Raw genomic sequence first — 22,247 nt, 5'->3', positions numbered from 1 at the left:
ACGTATTTTAGGACGAGACAATTGGCTGTATCAGAGGTAAGCGATAAAGTTAGTACTTACTATAATCTAGTGGCATTGGAATCAATGCTATATGCAGAACATGTGAGGGCTAAATCGCTTGGTAAGCATCAATGATGTGCTTCACTTCGCTAGGCTTACCTTGCTTCTCTTGTCCTTGATGGATGCGCAGATAATGCTGCAATGTTTTGGCTTTGTATTGCTGTGATACCTTCACTTTCTCATCACTACTTGGTGTCCAAATCTTGTCACCGACGTTTGATATTTCGCTAACGTTTTGGCTTTTTTCTGCATCACCTTGGTTATTACTGACCAATAAAATCTCGTAGTAACGACGGTTTTCTTCAATCAACACTTCATCAATAAGGCCGAACTTGAGCGCTTTTAAATGGCTTCTTAGTTCGAATTGCTGATGCACTGGGCAAAGCAAAAAATCAATATCTTTGTCTGGATGTTGGCGATGGATATCATCAACGAGCTTTTGAGTAAGATCGCCACCGACGCCCGCAATAATAACCAGGTGTTTGCCAGTATGTTTCTCAAGCGGAATAGCGGCGACATCCATGCAGTAGACTTGCCATTGGCTGGTAACCGGTTGTTCGGCTTTACTATCTTGAGGAAAATAACGCGTTAACTTGCCTTCAAGCTCACTCATCAGAGACGGAACAATATCGACAAAGTGAATCTGAGGCGCTTTATTATCCGACAACAGTTGAACACCCAAAAAGCCATGATCACAGCAGCAGTCCCAAATATGCTGGTAGTCATTGCTGACAAGAGAGTGGAGAGTTTGCAGTCGGTTACTTAGCTTCATAAGGTTCGTGTCGTTAGAAAGGGAATATTGTCGTGTCGAAGGCGCATTGTAATGACTTTCCATAAAAACAAAAGCACCTAGGGTGTGAATCCTAGGTGCTTTGTGTGCACATACTAATCTGCGGCGTGTTATGAAGCTTGCGCGACAGCTCTTATATGTCCTTCCACTCGGTTCTTTCCGAGCTGCAGAGCGATGAATTTCGCCTGTTCGGCAAGCGCTAAAGCCGAATCTATTTCACCTTCTATTTGCGAGAATCCGACGCTGACACCTAATGACAACGTGATATCTGGCGTGGCAATGGCTTGCTCACTAACTCCAATTCGACATTGGTCTAGCTGGAATTTGGCATCATTCACATTATTTGCCTTGAACAATACAGCGAACTCCTTGCCTCCAATACGTGCAAGACAAAGCCCTTTAGGCTTAGGGAAGTATGAGCGTATCGCTTCTGCAGTCAGCTTGATCATCTTGTCACCGACCGCTTCACCATAAGCGCGATTAACGTGATCAAAGTTATCGATGTCGAGCAGAGCAACATAGGTATCTGGCTCGTCGGCGTAGTTTTCCAGTGCGATATTGAAACTGCTTTTGTTGTCTAACTGTGTCATCAAATCTTTACTGCTCAATTGATGGTGGAGCAGTAAGTTAGACAGCGAGACCTCGGTGTAATCTCTGATCATACGCAGAATACTCTGGCTGATCGGTAAGTTTGCGTTTACATAAAGCACTGCGATCAACTGTTTGCGAGAGTGTAAAGGAATGCAGTAGTGACGCTGGTGTATTTTGAGTTTACGTGCCAGTGGATCGGCGTACTTACCACTTCGATAAGCCATGGTGTCTGGTGTAAATCGTTCTGCAAGGGCCTTGTCACAATGTACCGTTGATTTGTTTCCGTGATAGTCGATGGTACTGAATGCGTGGTTCTCAGGCTGATAGAGACAGAATTGAATGCCTTTTTGGTAGGTAAAGCTATCCAGTATGGATTTCAACTCTCGCTTAAAACTTACGAGATCATCAACCTTATTTAGTTGAGACAAAGATACGTTCAAACGATAAGACAAATAGTTTGCCCCAACCCACAACAGAATCAGCGAACCAAGTACGACGCCAGTTAATGTGAATTGATATGAACTGGTTAGGATGTCGTGACGATCTGTGCCCGCGATGAATACCCAGTTCAAGCTGTTGTCAGCGTCAAATACCGATATTTTGAAGTTATCTTGATAGTAGTATTCGTGTTTACCGACGGTTTCTCCTTGCGAGAGTTGGTGGCTTATTCCAGCGTGATAACTGATAGACTTAGAGCCGATACGTTTCGGATTAGGGTGAAAGACAAGTCGTTCTGTTGCTCTATCAACCACAAAGACATAGCCGTGATTAAGCGTTTTTAAGTCTTTTAATCCTTGTGTAGTGTGCAAGAGATCAAACTCAATCCATATTTCTTCGTTCAACCTTTCCGCTGTATGTTTAACCGCGAACACCCAACGACCATCAGGCTTTTGATAAATAGAAGATATATAAAAATCTTCAACAACACTGTCTATTGGGTTCCATTTGATGGAATCGACTTGTTCGTTGGAAAGAGGTAAGCCACGACTTGATATATATTGTTGGGATTGAGGTTGGTATCGAACGATATCGGAGAAGTTAGGTGTTCTTTTTAGAATATTATCACTAAGTTCCCTGAACTTTTGATTACCGATTGGGGCCGTTTCAGGTGAGCCTAGACTGGTTTCTAAAAAATAGAGCTTGCCAAATGTGGCTTCGATGTTGGAACGAATCGTAGAGCTCGCGATACGAATGTTTGATGATGATTGTTCTGTTGCTGCTGTTTCTACTTTTTCAAGCTGAGCCACAACAAGGTAGAGCATCCCTCCAGTTAATAAAATAATGTATGGTTTAAAAAGCCGAATTAATGTTTTAGGTAAAGCCATGATATCCAAAGACGTTATAGATTCATTTTTATAGTACGGCCATACTAAACAGTTTTCGTAATCACATCAATGCAAATGATTCCATATAAAAGAATGATTTATGCGATATTCAGCTAACAAAAAAGCCAGTTATAAACATAGCTGGCTCTTATGGTTTTTGGCGTTTTATTAGTCTGACTTAGCCTTTTCTGGCGCATAATGCAAAATTGCCATTGAAGTCGGCGATAACAACATCTCACCTTCCGCATGACCTGGTTTTACATTTCGCAAGTTGGTATCACAAATGGTGACCCAGTTTTGGTCGCGATCCGTTGGTAATGAAAAGCGAGCGGGTGCGTTGGTTTGGTTTATCAGGTAAATCAATTCGTCACCGTCTTTACCAATACCTAAGTGCAGCGCAACAGAGCTTAAACGGTTCCAGTCATCATGCTCCATGAGTGTGCCATCGACACGGCTCCAGAAGATGCGGTTAGAATTGCGCTTTTCTCCACTGAACGCCTTAATAAAAGGCACCATGTATTGCTGACGCGCGGAGATCATTTCAGCTAACCAAGTTTTGAAATAGGTCTTTCGCTCAGAATCTTCCCAGTTAATCCAGCTGGTTACACTGTCTTGACAGTAAGCGTTGTTGTTGCCTTTTTGAGTATGAGACAACACATCACTGGTCAGAATATGTGGAATACCAAAGGCAAACAATAGACTCGCCATGAAGTTACGTTTCTGTTTCTCACGCGTCGCAACAACCAACAGGTTTTCGGTTTCGCCTTCAACGCCATAGTTTTCAGAGCGATTGTCACCGTGCCCATCGCGATTGTTCTCACCATTCTCTTCGTTGTGCTTATGCTTGTAAGAAACAAGGTCCTGCATGGTGAAGCCATCGTGATAAGTGATGTAGTTGACGGTCAATTTGTACGGCCAATGAGCAGCACTGTAGATGTCACGCGATCCCATCAAGCGAGTTGCAAACTCTTTCAGATAGCCTTGATCACCGCGCCAGAAGCTGCGTGTAATGTCTCTGAGCTTGTCGTTACACTCATTCCAACCTAACGGAAAATTACCGACTTGGTAGCCATTCGGGCCGATGTCCCAAGGTTCTGCAATTAACTTAGTTTCTTTAAGTACAGGATCTTGAGCAACGGCTTTGAAAAAAGCGGCCTCAGGATTGTAATTATCGCCTTCACGGCCTAGCGTTGCTGCTAAATCAAAGCGGAAGCCATCAACTTTAAACTCATTAACCCAATAGCGAAGCGTATCCATCACTAAGTTGAGTGCTGGCTGGTGGGTTAGGTCGACCGTATTACCGCAACCAGTAAAGTTCGCATAATGACAACCATGTTTAATGTAGTAGCGACTATCCAGTGCTTTTAGGTTGAAGGTAGTTCCACCTTCACCGCCTTCTGCTGTGTGGTTGTACACGACGTCTAGAATGACCTCGATGCCATTACGGTGCAGTTCGCGAATCGCAGTTTTGAGCTCATTCACGGCGTCCTTTTCGGCGTAGCGTGGATCAGGCACCATAAACAAGTATGGGTTGTAACCCCAATAGTTCACTTTGCCCATGTCTAATAGGTGTGGCTCATGCATGCATGCGGCAATAGGTAAAAGCTGCAGAGAGTTGATATTTTGCTGTTTGTAGAACGCGAGCATTTCAGGGCTAACTAACCCTAAGTAACGGCCTTTAGTATGGGGCGCGACTTCAGGGTGAAGCTTAGATAGGCCTTTTACATGGGTTTCGAAAAGAACGGTCTCTTCTCGGCTAATACGCGGCTTGTCTACATCTTGCCAGTCGAAAGTGTCATCAATAACAACACATTTCGCCATCGAAAAGCTTTTTTCATTGGTATACGGCGTGACGTAATCGAGCGGTTCGCTGATTGCTTTAGCGTAGGGGTCGGAAAGTAGGATAGGGCCATTGTCAGTTTCTGCAATGAAGCCGTATTTTTGCCCAGCTTTTATACCGTCGATAAACACATATCGAATATCAGCGTATTCATTTTCCAATTCATAAGTGGTGAACTCATCGTTCTCGTCAAAGAGCGCGAGGGAAAGGGATTTACAGTCAGGAGAATAAATAGAGAAGTTACAGCCAGTGTTACCTAGCTTTGCGCCTAGTGGATAAGGGCGAGCGAGCGTTCTAGTCATTGCTTGATTTCTTGTTCGTTTATCAACATCAGTGAGCTATAAGTAAAAAGCTTTGTCACAATAAGGTCAAGCAACTTCACAGATTAATTATTGTTAAAAAAATAATTTACCGATTAGGTTCAAATTATATATTTGAAGTAGATCTCACTTAAGGTGAATAATTAGATCTGTGTGCTGTCTACTCCTCCTAGATTAAGTGATCTAACTCCTGTAAACACCGTTCTGTATAGTTTCTACTACCTTCTCATCCCCCTTAATTTAGTTCAGGGCGGAGGAAGTCAAACTTGTCACCCCCTCTTAATATTGGCTCCGTTGAAACGAATCAGGGGAAACCCTAAACCTCTCTATCTTACGTCTACCATTACTGCCTTTGGTTGTCGCAAGAGAGCAAAAATATAAAACCTAAAAATAAATCGTCCTTAATGGAGTTAAGAATGAAAAAAGTAAGTTTGATTGCTGCTGCAGTGGCTTCTGCACTCGTCGCTGGTTCAGCGTTCGCAGAAAATGACGTTGCACTTGATGTAACAAGTGGTGACTCTTCAATGGAAGTAGAGGTGAAAAACCCTACTGACGTTATCACTGACGGCTGGGAAGTGCACGGTTACATGTCTTCTAACGTTCGTGTTGTAGATGGCAAAACAGTAGACACTGAATTCGGTAAGCCAGATTACAAAACAGCGGGTACTCACGGTAAGAGTACTAACCAAGTTGAATTTGTAATTAAGAAGCACTCTGAGTACCAAAATGGTGTGTGGGCGGATTACGTTCTTCGTACTGAATATGGTAATGGCAACTCATACGCTTATTCTTCTGAAGGCGGACAAAAGAAGAATGATGATTCTCAATTCGAAGTAAAAGAAGCTTTCGTTGAGCTCGGCGGTATTTTAGGTGAAGACACTTCTATTTGGGGTGGTCAACGTTACTTAAACCGTGCAGCAGGTCTTTTATCTGGTGAGTTCTGGAAACAATCATCTGGTATTGGTGCCGGTATTCAAACTAAGCTTGCAGGACATACTGCTGGTATCGCATACGTGATGGCTGATCCTGATGCAGGTTCTGCAGATTCTTACGCGATTGACTGTAAACAAGATGATGGCACTACATCGACAGATCCTAGTAAATGTAAAGTGAATAAAAATGGTGCAAAAGAAAGAGAGACACTCTCTTCTATTGACTTGTACTACTACGGTGTGGATGCGGGTATCGGTAGCCTAGACTTTGACTTTAAATATGGTCAGAAAAACATCAGTGGCGGTGAGAATGAAGACGGTATCGGTGCAGCTGTAACGCTTAATACAAGTTACTATGGCCTAGACGGTTGGACTCAAAACGTAATTGCTTACGGCTCTGGCGTAATGAAAAACCGTGGCGTTAACTTCGGTGGTTGGTCTGGTGGCGGCGATAAAGAAGAATCACTATTCTTGACTTCTTACGGTGTGCTTAACATCTCTGAAAGATGGCAACTAGGCACGGAAGCAGTGTACTTTACAGCTCTTGACGAATTGTTTGGTGCTGACGGTTTGACTCGTTACATGGTTGCTGCTCGTCCTTCTTACAAACTGAACGACAACGTTCGTTTGGAAGCAACGGTTTCATACGGACATGAAGAAGGCGATGAAGGCTACTTTGGTGGTCGTACTGGCGATGCTGTAGAAAGTAATATCATGAACCTTGAAATTGCAACGGCATTTACAGCAAACTCTGACTACTTTGGTCGTCCTCAAGTTAAGCCTTACATCAGTTACATTAAAGCTGATGATGAAGCAAGTGCAGGTATTATCGGCATCAATGACGGCGATGATGAATTTGTATTCGGTGTACACACTGAAATTTGGTTCTAAACCGTTTAAAGTATAAGGCAGCCATTGGCTGCCTTTTTCTGTTTCCCCCAACAACAACCAATAGTGAGAGAGATTACAATGACAAATAAAAGCTCTATGTTAGCCGTGGTACTAGGTGCCTTGCTAAGCGGTTGTGCTTCCGATGCTCAGGTTCAAACTAAACTCGATGCACCTACCAATGCAGAAGTATGCTGCAGCGATTTTTCGCAGTTCCCATACGCACAATTGAATGATAATGAAGGTTTAAAGTTTGATATCGATTTGGGATCACCTGTCGGTACATTTACAACAGGCAATAGCCACTTTGCAGCGTTCAAGTTCAGCGAACGCTCAGGGGAAATGGTCGTTAAGCTATCGAGCTTGATGATCGATGATTCAGTTTTTGCTCCAGAAGCCATGCTTCTAGATGAAAACTTTAAGCCAGTGCAAACATTGAAGTTTGAAGACTTTAAAGTTCAAGCATCCGACGCTTTTACTCGCACGAGTTACATTGAACGCTTGCGTGTTGATGCGAGCAAAACACCTTATATTGTTATTTACACGCCAGCAGATGAGCTTGGTAATAAGGTGAAAGTTGATCACCCAGCAAAGGTGCGAGCGAAAGAATTTGGTGAAGTGATGCCTATGGTCACCGATCCGGTATACACGAATCAACTAGGTGGTCGTTTAGAGTTAGAAATCGAAACATTAAAACTTCGCCCTTACCGTGCTAAACCTGCCGTAGCGCCAGTCGCGACTCCTGCTGCTGCTTTGGCAACGACTACAGCTGTAACGGCGACGGCAGTAGCAACGAATAAAGCAGACACACAGATACGTGTGCAGCAAGAGACAAAAGACTTCTATTTGTCTGCTATACAAAATGCGGTGAAGTCAGGTGACATACCGAAAGCTTTAGGTTTGTTAGATGAAGCGAAGGCGCTTAATGTTGAAGGTGCACAAGAAGCTTTTGTTCGAGCCGTCAACGCAAAATAGCTTGTTAGTTAGTTCGCTTATTGACCTACTAACTTAATAGATTAGTAGGCTGAATGGTTTAGCAGTCCAGTATCTTAGTCGCTTAGATAAAGATAAAGACAGAACGCTCCTTTAAAGGGGCGTTTTTTATATCTGAATTTATAGACGCTTCAAGTCTAGAGGTCGTAATGCAATCTGAATTGATTATTATCGATGAGTTCTTTATTCCACAGTTGAATCGAACTCGAACGCTCCGCATTTACCTTCCTGCGGGGTATCACCAAGCAGAGCACGCTTATCCTGTCTTATACATGCATGATGGGCAGAATGTCTTTGAGAAGTCTACAGCGACGTATGGGATGTGTTGGGATGCACAAACGACACTTGATGAGATGCAAAGGAGCGGTAAGTTATCAGGGGTAATTGTTGTCGCAATCGACAGCAGTCATGAGCTTGATGGCATGGAGCGTTATAATGAGTATTCGCCTTGGCGCGCAAATCAAGAGATAAAAGAGTTGGGTGTTGGTGATGAACTACTTAAATTTGGTGGTGAAGGGGATGAGTATATGGCGTTTATCTGTCACATATTGAAGCCTTATATAGACCAAACATACAGAACAAAGCCGAACCGAGAGTTTACGTACCTTGCTGGCAGTTCCATGGGCGGACTAATTAGTTTATATGGTGGCTCACTGTACCACAATACCTTTGGCGTGCTTGGAATTTTCTCTCCGGCTTTTTGGTTTAATAAATCCTCATACTTCGAATATATGAAAGAGTTTGATTTTCAGTATCCAACGAAAATATATATGGATATAGGAACGAATGAAGCTCGTGAAGAGACATGCGTAGATTTTGCTGACGTTTATCTGAGTGGTTCAAGGGAGATGAATACGTTGCTCGCTCAAAAGCCGAACGTGACGCTGTTTTATCAAGAAGGGCGAGGCCATAAACACAATGAACTGGCTTGGTCGTTGCGATTCCCTGATTTTATCGACTTTGTTTTTAGATAATAAAAAAAGGCCTAACTCCGCTCTTTTTCTCGTAATCGGTGTATTAGGCCTGTTTTTTTATCGCTTTATAGCTGTATCATTTTATACGTCTATAAAGCGATAGGTTTAATATCAGGGAAGTTAGTCCTTGGCAGCCGATAATTTTTGCTTATTGCGTTTATTCAACAAGTAGTCATTGCTAATCAAGCTGTTGTGTTGCCTTGCAAAGTCGGGCTTGGCAAATTGTAAATCGCGTAAGATGGCGTTATTTGGCTTTGGCTGAATCTCAAACTGCACTTGTTTGTCGTTAATCGTGACCTGTTGTTGGTGACTGTCGGTCATGATTTCTAACGATTGTGTTAATGGTGTCGAGATTACGGCAACAGACTCATGGTTGATGTCTAGCGTAAGCACCAATGAGATTTCGGAACTTACCGTATCTTCAAGATTTGACTGAATCTTGTAGCGAGAAATACCACATTCAGATTCAAATGACAGCCGTAGCTGGTTTCCTTGGCCAAAAGGCAGCGAAGCCACTAATTCACTCCAACAACTTGGAAAATTTGGTGTTAGGTGTATCTCTTTATCTAATAAGCGTGGGCAGTATCCCAAATAGTCCTGTTGCGCGTTACGAGCATATTCGGAAACAGACCAAGCTTGAGCGAATGTGCCTGATTCTACAAGGTCGCGGTCACCTTCTTGGAAAGCATCCAAATTTTCACTCATTGTCCCTCTACAGCCTTGTGTAAGGATCTGTTTTGCCAAGTTTTTGGATAGCTGGTAACTGAGATCTTGCTGCTTAAACTTGTTGAGCGCAGTAATGGTAAAGCCCGCATTCCACCCCCAGATCGTCCCGTTGTGATAAGCCGCGTCTTTATGGTACATGGCTTGATTATCGTGATAAGGGTGAAAATCGACATGCTCTTGTTGTAACGAGCAGATCCCCCATGGGAACAATAGCGTTTCTACCGCGTTCTTGACGATGTATTGCTCTCTTTCATTCTGATTAAGCTGACTTTTCTGAGGAATTGAAATCGTCATCAACTGATTCGGGCGCACGCTATAATCAGGCACATCACCTTGTGATAAATGATCGGCTAGGCGATGGTTTTTATCATCCCAAAACTTGGTGGCGAAATTCTCTTTCACTTTTTCTGCTTGGATTGTCCAGCTCTTTTCTGATTCAGAGTCACCGACCAGAATAGCGAGTTGAATAGCGCAGTTTAAGCTTTCAAACCACAAAGCTTGGATGTCATTGGCTTTAGGACCGCGAGGAGACCAAGGTGTCATCCCATCAATTTTTGCATCCATCCACGTATCAGGGTGGCGATGTGCCATCAGGCTATCTTCATTCAAGCTACCTTCATTCAAGCCATCATTATTCAAGTAGTGTTTTTCGACACCCGTGATGAAACGCTTGAGAGTGGGATAAATGGCCTTAGCGAACGCCACATCGCCAGAGTAGTTGATGTACTCAAGGGCTTCACGAATCATCCAAGGAGTACCATCGGTGGTGTTATAAATGATGTTCGTTTTACTCGTCACTCGATTCGGGATTCGTCCGTAATTCGCGGAATTTTCGTCGAGCATCTGCATGGACGCAAAGTTTTCAATGATCTCTTTTGCTTCACTAAACAGCCCATTAACCAAGCTTGTGCCCGACAAGGCGATAAAGGTGTCGCGGCCCCAACAGTCCTTGAACCAAGGTAATCCAGCCCATATGCCCGTGCCGAACTCATGACTCACAAAGGTTCGGCTTGCAAGGCGCGACCACATAACCGCTCGGTTGTATTCAAGGTCGTTGGTCCACAAATAATTATGGGTTAAGAACTCATAAATCCGCTGTTGGTGAAGAACGTGTTCGTTATTTGTTACAGCTTGATTAACCAATGAGCTAGCGGTTTCAAGAGTTTCAGCAAAGCCGAGGTAGACGACGAGTTCAGTTTGTTTATCTGACGTCGTGAGCATTAGTTTTGCGTTGCTCTCTGAGAGCTGAACTAGATCGCGAAGTTCAGGGTGAGCGTCTAGCGATATCTCTCGCGCATGTACTGCATGGTTGCTCGCGATTGCGACAAACCTTGGGCAGCCGTCTGGGCAAACTTGAGGGTTGAGTTCTATGACGATATTTGAGTCTGAAATGTGAACTTTAGAGTGAGTCGTCGGTACGTTGAGTTCTGGAATTAGGCTTAAAGCGCTCGGTTTGTTTGACGACACAGTAAGCGATACGAGTCTGGAACCTTGAATCAGGCTCAGGGACTCTCGACTATTCTCATAATGATGTTCAATACCATAAGGCGTCAGGCTGGCACGCTCAGCCTCTAACTTATTATTGAATTTGCCATTGGTATAGCTGGCGAAGGTTCCCAGTATCCAACCTTGGTGGTGACGATATTTACCACCGTTTACATAGCTATAGGTTGCTCCATGATAGTAACCATCGACATTATCCCCGAACACAAACGGAAATGACTGTGTCTCTGAGATGGTGAGCTCTTGGTACAGTTGGTCATGTGGCATTGCAAAATCAGGGTGTTGCCAGCTAGGTAGCGCTCCCTCTATATCTATCAGACGTGTGTTAACAGGCTCTCGTTGAGGTGTTGATAGATCATTGTATTCCCCTTTGGTTACGGTGATCGTTGGCGTCGAAGAGCTGAATTGAACCTTCAAGGAGTATTGACCAGCGACAGTAGGTGAGATCAGTAGATCATTGCCAATACCTTGTGTGTTGATAAGCGGCAATGCTTGTTCCAATTCGCAGATCGTGGCTTCGCTTTCATGCCCTGAAAGCGTCCATTGCTTGGTGCCATCTAAATCCGAAATTTTGAAGCGATAAAGGTCGGTAGATAAGCATAGGTTTGCTCTGTAGGAGCCGTCTTGCTCTTTGAAAAATGGGGTGTCTAACCCCCAGCCATTGAACGTACCTTTTAGGTAAAGAGTAGGGATTTGCATAGCGAGTTGATTTCCAAAACAAAAAAGGCACAGCATGCGCTGTGCCAAAGGACAATAGGATATTAATATGAGGAAAGGGTTATTAATATGAAGAAAGCTTATTTGGTAATTTGCTTAGCTGCTGTGTCTAATGCTTCTCTAACGGTTTGCTTACCCTGCATTGCGTTATCAATAGCCGCACCTTCAGCGAACCAGTAAGCCGTCATTTGCGGGATGTTTGGCATGATTTCGCCGTTTTCAGCATTCGTCATGGTTGATTTGATGCGATCATCGCTCTCAAGAATTTTTTGGAATGATTTTAGTGTCACCGCGCCAAGAGGCTTGTCATCATTCATGGTTTTCAGAGCGTCGTCTTGGAATAGGTAGTTTTCTAAGAACTCGACAGCAAGATCAGTATTTGGACTCGCAGCATTGATACCAGCACTTAGGATTCCAACAAATGGGTTACCTTTACCGCCATTTAATGTCGGCAGTTCAGCAACGCCATAATTAACACCAAGTTTGTCTAAGTTACCCCAAGACCAAGGGCCATTAATGGTCATTGCCACATTGCCATTGGTGAACTCAGCTTCTGCTACTGAGTAATCCATATTTGGGTTAACTACCCCTTGGTTTACCATATCAACTAAGAATTGAAGGCCGCGAACACCCGCTGCATTGTTAACACCTGTGCTTTTAGCGTCATAGCCTGTCGCTGTTTTTTCAAACGCAAAGGCACCACCTGCAGAGATCATCGGCCATGTGAAGTACGCGTTTTTTACATCCCACATGATGGCTTTTTTGTCTTGCTTAGCCATCTCTTTCTGAATGGCAGCAAGCTCTTCCCATGTTTTTGGTGGGTTTGGAAGTAGGTCTTTGTTGTAGATTAGAGAGGGTGCTTCGATTGCTAGAGGATAGCCCACAACTTTACCGTTGACTGTCACCGCATCCCAACTGAAGTCGACAAGCTTTTCTTTGAATTCTTTACTTGGATTAAGTTCGTGAAGTAGGCCTGATTCTGCGTAGCCACCAAAACGGTCGTGTGCCCAGAAAATGATGTCAGGACCACCGCCAGTTGCTGCGTGTTGTTGGAATTTAGCTTCCAGTGAGTCTGGATACTGAACGTTAATTTTTACACCAGTATCTTCTTCGAATTGTTTACCAATTTCAGCAAGACCGGCATAACTTTTATCGCCGTTGATCCAGATTGTTATTTCACCTTCTTCCATAGCAAAAGCCGGTGCATTGAAAAGAGCAGCAAGGGTACAAATAGACAGTGTTTTCAATAGAGGTTTCATAGTTTTATTCCATATTCAGAAGGTTATCCATAACGATAATCACTTCTATCAGTTCTTATTATCTAAGAGTGATCTTAGCGATTTCCTCTCTTCTTGAGAAATAGGTAAACAGATAAGAGATATAGTAAAAATCTATATCATTATTGTGAGCCTAGTGTTTTGGAGGCAGCGGGTAGCTTTTGTGATGTTGAACGTGAAAAGAAATGTGAAGACGGGCTCAAACAAATTGATGGTGATTTGGCTATCGTTCGCTAAGAAGAGCGTTGCCTAAATTGGCTTGTTCGATGTCGGATTCAACATACGGATATGTCGGCTAGGTATGCGGCTTTGACAGTTAAGTTTTCGCCCTAAAGAACAACGAAAAAGGCAAGGGGTTACCTTGCCTTTATTCGGAGATTAGCTCTTATCGTGCTATAGCTTCATAGCTTCATAGCTTCATAGCTTCATAGCTTTAAAGCGAATGCTTCATAAGGGGCTAAGTTGAGCTGCGCGTCGAGACTCGAAACCTCACCATAATTGTTGATTAGGCAAGTTGCTGTTTGAGTGTGATATTGCTCTGGGACGTCAAGCTTTAATGAGTCACCAGAGAAATTACATACGACAAATAGCTGCTCACCATCCAACTCACGTACGTAGGCGAAAACTTTGTCGTGTTCTTCAAAAACAGGAATAAATGAACCGTAGACAATCGCTGGATGAGCTTTTCGTAACTCTATCAATGTCTTGTAGTGGTAAAATATTGAGCCAGGATCGGCCAACGCACTTTCGACGTTTATCTCTGGGTAGTTTGGATTCAGCTCAATCCACGGTGCTCCCTCAGAGAACCCTGCGTTAGTTTGGTTGTTCCAGTGCATTGGTGTTCTAGCGTTGTCACGGCTGTTCTCGTGAATGGCGTCCATCATGTGTTCATGAGTGACACCCGATTCCGTTTTTACTTTGTAGAAATTGTGCGTTTCAATATCTTTATATTGGTCTAGATTGTCAAAAGCGACATTGGTCATGCCAATCTCTTCACCTTGGTAGATATAGGGTGTGCCTTTTAAGAAGTGCAAACACGTCGCCAGCATTTTTGCTGACTCAACTCGGAAATTTTTGTCATCACCGTATTTTGAAACCAAACGTGGTAAATCGTGGTTGTTCCAAAAAAGCGAATTCCAACCACCATCGGCCAGCTCAAGCTGCCACTTGGTCAGCACATTTTTGAACTCTCGAAGATCAAGCGGAATAGGGTTCCATTTGTCACCGTTTTCCCATGTCAGGGTGATGTGTTCAAATTGGAATACCATCGAAAGTTCATTTCTATCTTGTCCGCTGTATAGCTTGGCTATTTCTGGTGTCGCGCCCCAAGTTTCTCCTACGGTTAACAAATCCTTGTTACCAAAGGTCGCCTGATTCATTTGTTGTAATAGCTTGTGCAGCCTTGGCCCGTTCCCAGTGATTCCTTTATCGATCTCTTTACCAATAAGATCAATCACATCTAATCGGAAGCCGCCGATGCCAAGGTCAATCCACCAGTTCATCATAGTATGAACTTCTTCTTGAATCTTCGGGTTTTCCCAGTTCAAATCTGGCTGACGTTTCGAAAATAGATGGAAGTAATATTGTTGTGTGAGTTCATCCCATTGCCAAGCACTTCCGCCAAAGATAGAGCCTTGGTCATCCGGTGCACTGCCATCCGGTTTTGCATCGCGCCAAATGTAATAGTCTCGATACGGATTGTCTTTTGAAGAGCGTGCTTGTTCGAACCAACGGTGCTCATCTGACGTATGGTTTACCACTAAATCCATAACAATCTTAATGTCACGTTCCTTCGCTTCATCCATCAGGTGTTTCATCTCTTCCATCGTGCCAAACTCTTCAGCAATCGCTTGGTAATCCGAGATGTCGTAGCCATTATCATCCATTGGAGATTGATAAACTGGAGATAGCCAAATGACATTAATGCCAAGTTCCTTTAGGTAATCCAGTTTGCTGATGATTCCATTTAGGTCACCGATACCGTCATTATTCGAGTCTAAAAAGCTACGCGGGTAAATTTGGTAGACCACTGCGTCATGCCACCATTTCTGTTCCATTTCAATGTCCACTTAATGATTTAATTGACTTTACTATAATGATTTCACCTTTCTGTGGGAAATAGCATTACTAATGCTCTCTATAGAAAAATCCTATATCATGAGTTCTATCCACTGCGCGCTGTGTTCAGTGGTTTAATTCGTTGAATTTCTAACCTCGCATTTTGTGATCGAATGCAAACTAAGAGAATCCTATGAACAAGCTATACCGATATTTTCTGATGGTTGCGCATACAGGCAGCATTAAAGGTGCGGCGGAAAAGCTGAATATTAGCCAGCCCTCCTTGACCGCGGCGATCAAGAAATTAGAGAGTGATGTTGGTGTTGCTATTTTTACTCGCAAGTCAAAAGGCGTTGAACTTACCGAGTATGGGTTGTTGTTTCAGGAGTTTGCACAAGAACAGCAAGAAAAGCATCTGTCGTTGATGCACCGCTTTACTGATATGCAGCAGCGACAATTAGGTAAATTGAAGCTTGGAACCGGCGAAGCTTGGTGGGAACAATTTGTTTGCAAGGCGGTTGAGGAATACAAGCAACAAGAACAAATGGGCTCGCTACATTTAGAGTTCGGTAACAACTTGTCTTTGATGCACCACTTGGTTCAAGGCGATATCGACTTGTTTGTAGGCCATGAAATCTACGGGCTGCATGAGCGATGTAAAGTGACGTTTTACCCACTTTTTCAAGACAAAGAAGCGGTGTTTGTTCGAGTCAACCATCCATTGTTAACGAAGAAACATTTAGACCCGAGCTTGTTAAGGCGTGAGATGTTGGCGTTTCCAATACTCCAAGTGACCCCCGATCACTCTAGACATAACTCTGTGCTGTCTGATCACGTAAATTCACAGCCTGGCGGGCGTGATACCGAGGTGGTTGGGCGAGATGTCTATGATGTTGACTCTCTTTTTGCGAGCTTAGATATGCTAAGAATGTCTGACGCTGTCATGCCATACAGTCATAAAATGTGTAACTGGATGAAAGACAAAGGCTTTGAAACGTTACTGATTGACGATTCTAAGCGCGGGAACGTTGGTCTTTACGCGAAGCAGGGAGCGGACGATCTGAAGATTAAAACCTTCATTGAAATTTTACAAAAGGCTAATTTTGATTAGGCTTTAAAAACTAATAGGATTTTGTTAATTGTCGATGGTTTAACATCTCTACTGCTCATGGCATTTAGGTACTTAACATGTTTGATATTTACGTTAAGTACCGTTTATCCTTATTTCGATGCAACAATAATTAATGACTTCGAGAGCCAGTATATTAGATAGCTAACACCCACGCGAAAGCGGCTAGGGGTTTTAATTCTGCACTGAAGTAACCGACACCATTTTCCACATACAGCGTCTGTTGTTGGACGCCTTCAATATGTTCTTTGAGCGCATAGCTTCCGTCAGTAATGCCTAGTTTTTGAATAACCTCTGCCGTCACCTCCAACTGAATGTGGTCTGTTTTGCTTTGGCTGAAGTTAGCCGCGGCGATAACCAGTTCTTGATTATCAAAACGCAAGAAAGCATAAACAGAATCACTTAGTTGATTGGATTGGTGTAAATCTTGGTATGCTCCGGTCATCGATGAATGATTCAGTGAAAAGGTCATCACTTGTTTGTAGAAGAGTCTGAGCTGCTTTTCGTCATCGTTGAGTTGCCCACCATCGAATTTTCCTCCGTTCATCCATTTTTGATGTTGAGGAACACCGATGTAGTCAAATATAGACGTGCGAGAAGGTTGCCCAAAGCCTGCGTTCTCCGCGCCCGGCTCGCCTACTTCTTGCCCGAAGTAAATCATAGTGGGAGAGCTACTTAATAGCGCACTGACTAACATTCCTGGTTTGGCTATGTGTGGGTTACCAATAAACTCAGGAGACGCGACACGCTGCTCATCGTGGTTGTCTAAGAAGTGCATCATGTGGTGTTCGATGTCCATCATTTGATGCTGGATCTCAGGAATGATTGCCGTTGAAGCCTTACCTTGCATGACTGCTTTTAGGCCGTCGTAAAGATCGACTTTGTCATACAGGTAGTCCATTTTACCCAAGCGAATGTAATCACGATAAAGATCCGGTTGATACACTTCCGCCATCAAAAAGGCGTCTTGATTCTTTACTTTGATTGACGAATTGAGATAGCTCCAGAACTCGACCGGTACCATTTCTGCCATATCGTAGCGAAACCCATCGACGCCTTTTTCTACCCAATATAATGCGATGTCTCGAAACTTAATCCATGAATCCGGCACATCAACGTGCTGCCAGAAATGGTAGTGGGCGAGGTGATCACGCATCGCATAATCATTCGGTAGTTCAGGGAAGTCTTTTGAACCGTCTGGTCGCACGCCATAGTTAATTTTTACGGTTTCATACCAATCATCAAAGCTCGGCTTACTTAAGCGAGATCCATTCCCTGTCCATTTGGCTGGTGCTTCTAGGAAAGGGGAGGTTAAAGCTGGATGTTGCTCACCACCAAGTGGAACAAATGCAGGAGCGATCTCTGGTAGTTCGAATGAGCTGTTAGGGATGTAATAGAAATTGTTGTTACGATGATACTCAACGTCTATTTTATCTTGAGCGCCAAAATCGCTGATGCCTTCAGGGTTATTCAAACCTTCGTAATTACGAGCGATGTGGTTAGGGACGATATCGATGATGACTTTTAAGCCATTGTCGTGACTTCTTTTTATCAAGGCTTCGAATTCCTGTAAACGCTGCGCTGGGCTGTCAGCAAGATCTGGGTTTACGGAGTAGTAATCTTTGACGGCATAAGGTGAGCCAGCCCGTCCTTTCACAACGCTTGGATGATCGTCTGAGATGCCGATGTGCTTGTAGTCGTTGATCACAGCATGATGTGGTACTCCGGTGTACCAAATATGAGTGATGCCGAGTTCTCTAATTTCTGTGAGCGCTTTATTGGTGAAATCACTGAACTTGCCCACGCCATTTTGCTCAATGGTTCCCCAAGGTGTGTTCTGTGTATTCTGATTGCCGAACAAACGTGTAAAAACTTGATAGATTGAATGTTTCTTGTTGTACATACTTATATTCCATCTTGAGAAGTGGAGGTGTAGGGCTTTGTCGTTCTTGTTGTGACTGTGTAGACGTTATATTTGGTATAGACGTTATATTTGATATAGAAGTTATCGTTAGGAGGCTAGCTCAATCAGAATGTTGCTTTATCCTCCTTAGGTAAGAAAATCGGGGCGTAGTTGATGTGGTATGTGAGCGGCTGCTCAAAATAGGATGGTGTGAGGCTTATTTCACTGCAATCTCATGAGAGTTAATATAGAAAAAGGGAAGCTTAATGCCTCCCTCTAAACCTAGTTTTTTTCCTGTATAGCTTACTGCTTGGCCACAGAAACCACGGCCTTATCCACACTGCTGTTTAACTCATGAATCGCATTCAGAGTGAATGTGTAGCTGCCAGCTTCAGTTACGCTCAATTGGCAGTTACCACCAGTACCAAGATTGATAGAGCCATCTGCAAGTTCAACAGAGTCGCAGCCCAAGTTAGGTGTTTTCCAATCTGCATCCGCAAATTTGAAGCCATAGTCACCTGCTTCCAAAGTGGTTGTTACGGAATAAACCCCATTAGCAATAAAGCTCATCGCCCAATCATCAGTTGCGCCCCATCCGTTCATAGTACCTTGAACATAAACAGTCGTTTGGCCGTAAGGGGGAATGCTAGATACATCCTTGTCTGAGTTATCAACTGGCAAACCAGCACCTTGCGCACCGTCTTGAGCTTGCACAAATACTGCAGTGGTTAGTGCTGGTACAGTGAAGGTTTCAGCGGTAAAGCTTGCGCCTTTCACTCTGTCATCAGCGGAGCTCTGTTGAACGGTATGAAGAGCAAACCCCGTCGCTCCTGTGATTTTGAATGATTGAGATTCATTGGTGGAGTTTACAACCGCGACAATCGCATCGTTCGCTGGATCGAGGTTTGTACCTGCGGATACACCATCATCGATAGACATCACGATTAGGCCTTCGACTTGATCCTCACCAACATTACGGAAGTCGACACGCTTCATGACTTCGTCTGCTGTATCTAAACGGAACAGTTCGCTTGAGCTACGGATTTTCAATAGCTCTAGGAATTGTTGTTTAGTTAACTTAATGTCCTCTTCTTCTGGTTTAGCCGTGCTATCAGCTATGATGGTTTTGATCAAATCCCAGTTAGCACCATCTTTATCTTCACGTGGTAAGCCAACGTTCCAGTTATTGTCCGTACCATCGAACATGACGCGGTTGTACCAATCACCAGAGTCGTAAGAATCGCGCTGCATAGACTTAGAACGAAGTAGTTCAGAGCCCATATGGATGAATGGTATACCTTGACCTAACATCACAGTAGAAAGCGATACAGACTGCATGCGAGCACGCTCAGCAGAGCTAGTACCAGTGGCGATCTTGTAAGCGTTGTTGTCCCAAAGCGTTTGGTTATCGTGTTTGGAAACGTAAGAGATGTTCTCTGAAGGCATCTTGGTATAGCCTGCGGGTGCACCGTTGTAATCGACGTTTTTACCCAGTTTGGTGTCGCCTTTGTAGTCAATCAACACGTATTCTGCGAGGTTACCTGCCATCCCTAAACGAACAAGGTCTTGGTTGTGTAAACGACCATTGATAGAGTCTTGGTCGGACTTTGTTTCTTCGTTGGCAATCGCTGCGTTACCAAAGCCTTGGTTAAAGCGAAGTGGGTGGTTGCCTTCTGAATCGACGCCACCATCAAACGGGCTACCGCCACGTACGGCGTCACGCAGACGGTCCGAGAAGGTACCGATCTCAGTGCCTGCCATGTTGATTTGGTTCGCTTGATCGAAGCGTGCGTTATCCGCTACTTCGCCGAAATCCCAACCTTCACCGTAGAACAGTGTGTTCTCGTCGATTTTACGAACTTCAGCAAGAGCTTCTACCATTACGTCTTTTGGCTGGTGGCCCATCAGGTCAAAACGGAAACCATCCACTTTATAATCGTCAGCCCACACCTTAAGTGAGTCGACCATCAATTTACCCATCATTAGGTTTTCGGTCGCGGTGTTGTCACAACAGGTTGAGTTTTCGACGCCACCTGTGTTGACGTTAAGGCGGTGATAGTACCCAGGGACAATCTTATCCAGTACTGATTTATCGTTCACACCAGACGCATTGGTATGGTTGTATACCACGTCCATGATCAGCTTAAGATTCATGTCGTGCGTGGCTTTCACCATTTGACGGAATTCGAGAATACGTTGAGAACCGTTTGGATCTGTCGCGTAGCTGCCCTCTGGAACTGTGTAATGGAATGGGTCGTAGCCCCAGTTGAAGCTGTCGAGCATGCGCAGGTCGTTCATTAGTGCTTGCGCATCGCCTGTTGAAGGATCATAACCATCGAGTACATCTTCGATGATTTTGTTTTCGTCTTCGTTTCCACACAAGGTAGCAGCAGGTTTTACATCACATAGTTTACCAACGGTGTCAGTAATATCGACACGGCTCGTGGCATCTTCATCGACGGTAGCGATATCGAATGCCGGTAAGATATGCAGTGTGGTTAAACCTGCTTTTTGCAAAGCTTGTAGGTGCTTGACCGACTCACGATCTGCTTCTGTGAGAGCGAGGTATTTTCCATTTAAGTTAGCTGTGCCGAGCTTATCGCTGAAGCTAAAGTCACGAAGGTGAGACTCGTAAAGTACATGGTCTTCGTCTTTTTCTACGGTTGGTCGTTCGTAGTCGTCCCAGTTCGTTGGTTTCAAGGTTGAATCATTAAGGTCGATAACTTGAGAGTATGCAGAGTTCTTTGACAAACTAAGTGAGTAAGGGTCGGTTACTAGGCGAGTTTCGATATTGCCTGTGGTTGGGTGGTAAACCTTCACTTGGTAACGATAGTAACTGTTGACTGCATGAGACACAGCATCAGTCGCCCAAATACCCGTCTCAGTGCTTTCTGTCATCGGATAAACTTGTGAGCTTTGTAGATCTTCGCTGTAAAGAACGAGTTCTACATCTTGCGCTGTTGGTGCCCAAAGCTTGAAGGTAGTTGCACTGCCTTCAACAACCGCGCCTAATTCTTCACCCATTGCATTACCAGCATCTTCGCTAGCAAATACGGCATCAAGCACACCAGGTTTTTGAACCTCAGTTGAAGAGATAACATCGCCATTGGCATTGTAGGCAACAAAAATTATCTGAGATTTTAAGATGGTGCGTAACGTATTGCCGTCAACGTCGATAGCAAGGGCAGGTAAGCTTGCAAGGTGGCGGAAACGCTTTTTCAATTCAGAAGACAGCTCCCCGTCTTTACTTAGTTCAATTGCAGTGCCGCCGACAATTTCTTTGTCGTCGTTCATCGTGATGCTGTTATCTAGTGCATAGAAGAGTTTTACAGAATCGGCATTACTAGCGGCTTCCCAAGCAATGGTGGTCGCGTCTAACCAATGTGCCTTTTGGCCATCAATATTGACTGGTCGTTCTGAGATTGGGTCGTAGTATAACTCGCTGCTACCATGGAACCCGAATACACCTTGTGAATCACCAAGCTTGGTTAACTCGATTTTTGAGTTGGCACTACCAAACGCTTTTTCGTCGCCATTGTGTAAGATGAAATTCATGCATTTATGTGGGTCAGAAGCACCTGGATCGACTTTCAACACATAGTAAGCGCCGTAGGTATCACTGATACCATCAAATTCGTAAGGTGCTTCCCAGTTAGTACCACTTTCGCTCAATCCCATACCGATTAAGTCTGTGCTGGTACAGCCATCACCATTCCACAAGTGTAGCCCCCAGCCGTCGTAAGTAGAACCCGAAGTGCTTGCAGCTGCAACATCACGTTTGTAATACACAACGACTTCGTTTTCGCCTGCTTCATATAGTCCGCTGTTTTCTGGATCTGTATTCATACAACCACTAACTATCGTTGTTGTCAGAATGGGTAGAATTGCTTTCGTTAAAGCTGAGCGTTTGAAACTTCCTACTCTTTTGAATTTTTCTGTATTCACGTTTGGTATCCATGTTTTGTTTTTATTAAGGTGGATATCGTAATACTTCTAACAACAAGCCATTTGTGATGTTTATGTATAAAGTTTATTAAATTTGATAAATATAAGAAACTCAGTGATGAAATCACACTTTTAGTAAGGTCCTCCCTGTTTTATTGGCTCAATAGCTCATAAAATACAGTTAGTTAACGATAGGCGTAGAGGGTGGGAGTAGTGACTAGGGATGATAACTCATCCTTATTAATGTGATCTCAGTATCTTTTTATGTACCAGCTA

12 protein-coding genes are annotated in these 22,247 nt (G+C 43.8%); 4 read left to right on the top strand and 8 right to left on the bottom strand.

The features are described 5' to 3' along the window. Positions 1–109: 109 nt before the first annotated feature. The 3 genes from BCU75_RS21190 to glgX all read right to left on the bottom strand — a co-directional run bounded on the left by BCU75_RS21190 (position 110) and on the right by glgX (position 4,908). Positions 110–832, bottom strand: coding sequence for a tRNA (adenine(22)-N(1))-methyltransferase (locus tag BCU75_RS21190; RefSeq protein ID WP_102475003.1), 723 nt, complete (start codon positions 830–832; stop codon positions 110–112). Positions 833–960: 128 nt separating this feature from the next. Next, complete coding sequence (locus BCU75_RS21185) at positions 961–2,703, bottom strand: sensor domain-containing diguanylate cyclase (protein ID WP_102475001.1); 1,743 nt, start codon at positions 2,701–2,703, stop codon at positions 961–963. Positions 2,704–2,934: 231 nt separating this feature from the next. After that, the gene (glgX, locus tag BCU75_RS21180) at positions 2,935–4,908 is read right to left on the bottom strand and encodes a glycogen debranching protein GlgX (protein WP_102475000.1); all 1,974 of its coding nucleotides are present in this window, start codon (positions 4,906–4,908) and stop codon (positions 2,935–2,937) included. Positions 4,909–5,342: 434 nt separating this feature from the next. On the opposite strand from glgX, the gene BCU75_RS21175 reads away from it, so the two are divergent. From BCU75_RS21175 to BCU75_RS21165, 3 genes are all read left to right on the top strand, one after another. Continuing rightward, positions 5,343–6,749 carry a carbohydrate porin gene (locus tag BCU75_RS21175; protein WP_102474999.1) on the top strand — a complete coding sequence of 469 codons (1,407 nt, stop codon included), beginning with the start codon at positions 5,343–5,345 and terminating at the stop codon, positions 6,747–6,749. Between the two features lie 78 nt (positions 6,750–6,827). After that, positions 6,828–7,721 (top strand): MalM family protein, encoded by an 894-nt coding sequence (locus BCU75_RS21170; RefSeq protein WP_102474998.1) that lies wholly within the window; start codon positions 6,828–6,830, stop codon positions 7,719–7,721. Positions 7,722–7,888: 167 nt separating this feature from the next. Continuing rightward, complete coding sequence (locus tag BCU75_RS21165; RefSeq protein WP_102474997.1) at positions 7,889–8,713, top strand: alpha/beta hydrolase; 825 nt, start codon at positions 7,889–7,891, stop codon at positions 8,711–8,713. A gap of 120 nt (positions 8,714–8,833) precedes the next feature. On the opposite strand, the gene BCU75_RS21160 is transcribed toward BCU75_RS21165, so the two are convergent. From BCU75_RS21160 to BCU75_RS21150, 3 genes are all read right to left on the bottom strand, one after another. Continuing rightward, a complete protein-coding gene (locus BCU75_RS21160; RefSeq protein WP_102474996.1) occupies positions 8,834–11,689 on the bottom strand; it encodes an amylo-alpha-1,6-glucosidase in 2,856 nt (951 codons plus the stop codon). A gap of 50 nt (positions 11,690–11,739) precedes the next feature. Then, a complete protein-coding gene (malE, locus tag BCU75_RS21155) occupies positions 11,740–12,918 on the bottom strand; it encodes a maltose/maltodextrin ABC transporter substrate-binding protein MalE (RefSeq protein ID WP_102474995.1) in 1,179 nt (392 codons plus the stop codon). 443 nt (positions 12,919–13,361) lie between these two features. Continuing rightward, positions 13,362–14,993, bottom strand: a complete 1,632-nt coding sequence (locus BCU75_RS21150; protein ID WP_102475002.1) for a glycoside hydrolase family 13 protein — start codon at positions 14,991–14,993, stop codon at positions 13,362–13,364. Positions 14,994–15,187: 194 nt separating this feature from the next. Between BCU75_RS21150 and BCU75_RS21145 the strand changes: the two genes are divergently transcribed. Further along, entirely contained in the window at positions 15,188–16,105 is a 918-nt protein-coding gene (locus BCU75_RS21145; protein ID WP_004732144.1) for a LysR family transcriptional regulator, read from the top strand. Positions 16,106–16,259: 154 nt separating this feature from the next. On the opposite strand, the gene BCU75_RS21140 is transcribed toward BCU75_RS21145, so the two are convergent. Together BCU75_RS21140 and pulA are read right to left on the bottom strand one after the other, a co-directional pair. Beyond that, positions 16,260–18,026, bottom strand: coding sequence for an alpha-amylase family protein (locus BCU75_RS21140; RefSeq protein ID WP_102474994.1), 1,767 nt, complete (start codon positions 18,024–18,026; stop codon positions 16,260–16,262). 303 nt (positions 18,027–18,329) lie between these two features. Beyond that, positions 18,330–21,971 (bottom strand): pullulanase-type alpha-1,6-glucosidase, encoded by a 3,642-nt coding sequence (gene pulA, locus BCU75_RS21135; RefSeq protein ID WP_102474993.1) that lies wholly within the window; start codon positions 21,969–21,971, stop codon positions 18,330–18,332. Between the last annotated feature and the right edge of the window lie 276 nt (positions 21,972–22,247).

Source organism: Vibrio splendidus, assembly GCF_002873455.1.
Classification (GTDB): Bacteria; Pseudomonadota; Gammaproteobacteria; order Enterobacterales; family Vibrionaceae; genus Vibrio; species Vibrio splendidus_J.
The sequence above is the reverse complement of the archived record's forward strand: the minus strand, read 5'-3'. Positions and strand labels throughout refer to the sequence as shown.

Excerpts from the sequence above, each read along its gene's own strand:
- BCU75_RS21140 (WP_102474994.1), bottom strand. The coding sequence starts at position 18,026 with ATGTACAACAAGAAACATTCAATCTATCAAGTTTTTACACGTTTGTTC.
- BCU75_RS21185 (WP_102475001.1), bottom strand. The coding sequence starts at position 2,703 with ATGCTCTACCTTGTTGTGGCTCAGCTTGAAAAAGTAGAAACAGCAGCA.
- BCU75_RS21190 (WP_102475003.1), bottom strand. The coding sequence starts at position 832 with ATGAAGCTAAGTAACCGACTGCAAACTCTCCACTCTCTTGTCAGCAAT.
- BCU75_RS21170 (WP_102474998.1), top strand. The coding sequence starts at position 6,828 with ATGACAAATAAAAGCTCTATGTTAGCCGTGGTACTAGGTGCCTTGCTA.
- BCU75_RS21145 (WP_004732144.1), top strand. The coding sequence starts at position 15,188 with ATGAACAAGCTATACCGATATTTTCTGATGGTTGCGCATACAGGCAGC.
- BCU75_RS21175 (WP_102474999.1), top strand. The coding sequence starts at position 5,343 with ATGAAAAAAGTAAGTTTGATTGCTGCTGCAGTGGCTTCTGCACTCGTC.
- BCU75_RS21150 (WP_102475002.1), bottom strand. The coding sequence starts at position 14,993 with ATGGAACAGAAATGGTGGCATGACGCAGTGGTCTACCAAATTTACCCG.
- glgX (WP_102475000.1), bottom strand. The coding sequence starts at position 4,908 with ATGACTAGAACGCTCGCTCGCCCTTATCCACTAGGCGCAAAGCTAGGT.
- BCU75_RS21165 (WP_102474997.1), top strand. The coding sequence starts at position 7,889 with ATGCAATCTGAATTGATTATTATCGATGAGTTCTTTATTCCACAGTTG.
- malE (WP_102474995.1), bottom strand. The coding sequence starts at position 12,918 with ATGAAACCTCTATTGAAAACACTGTCTATTTGTACCCTTGCTGCTCTT.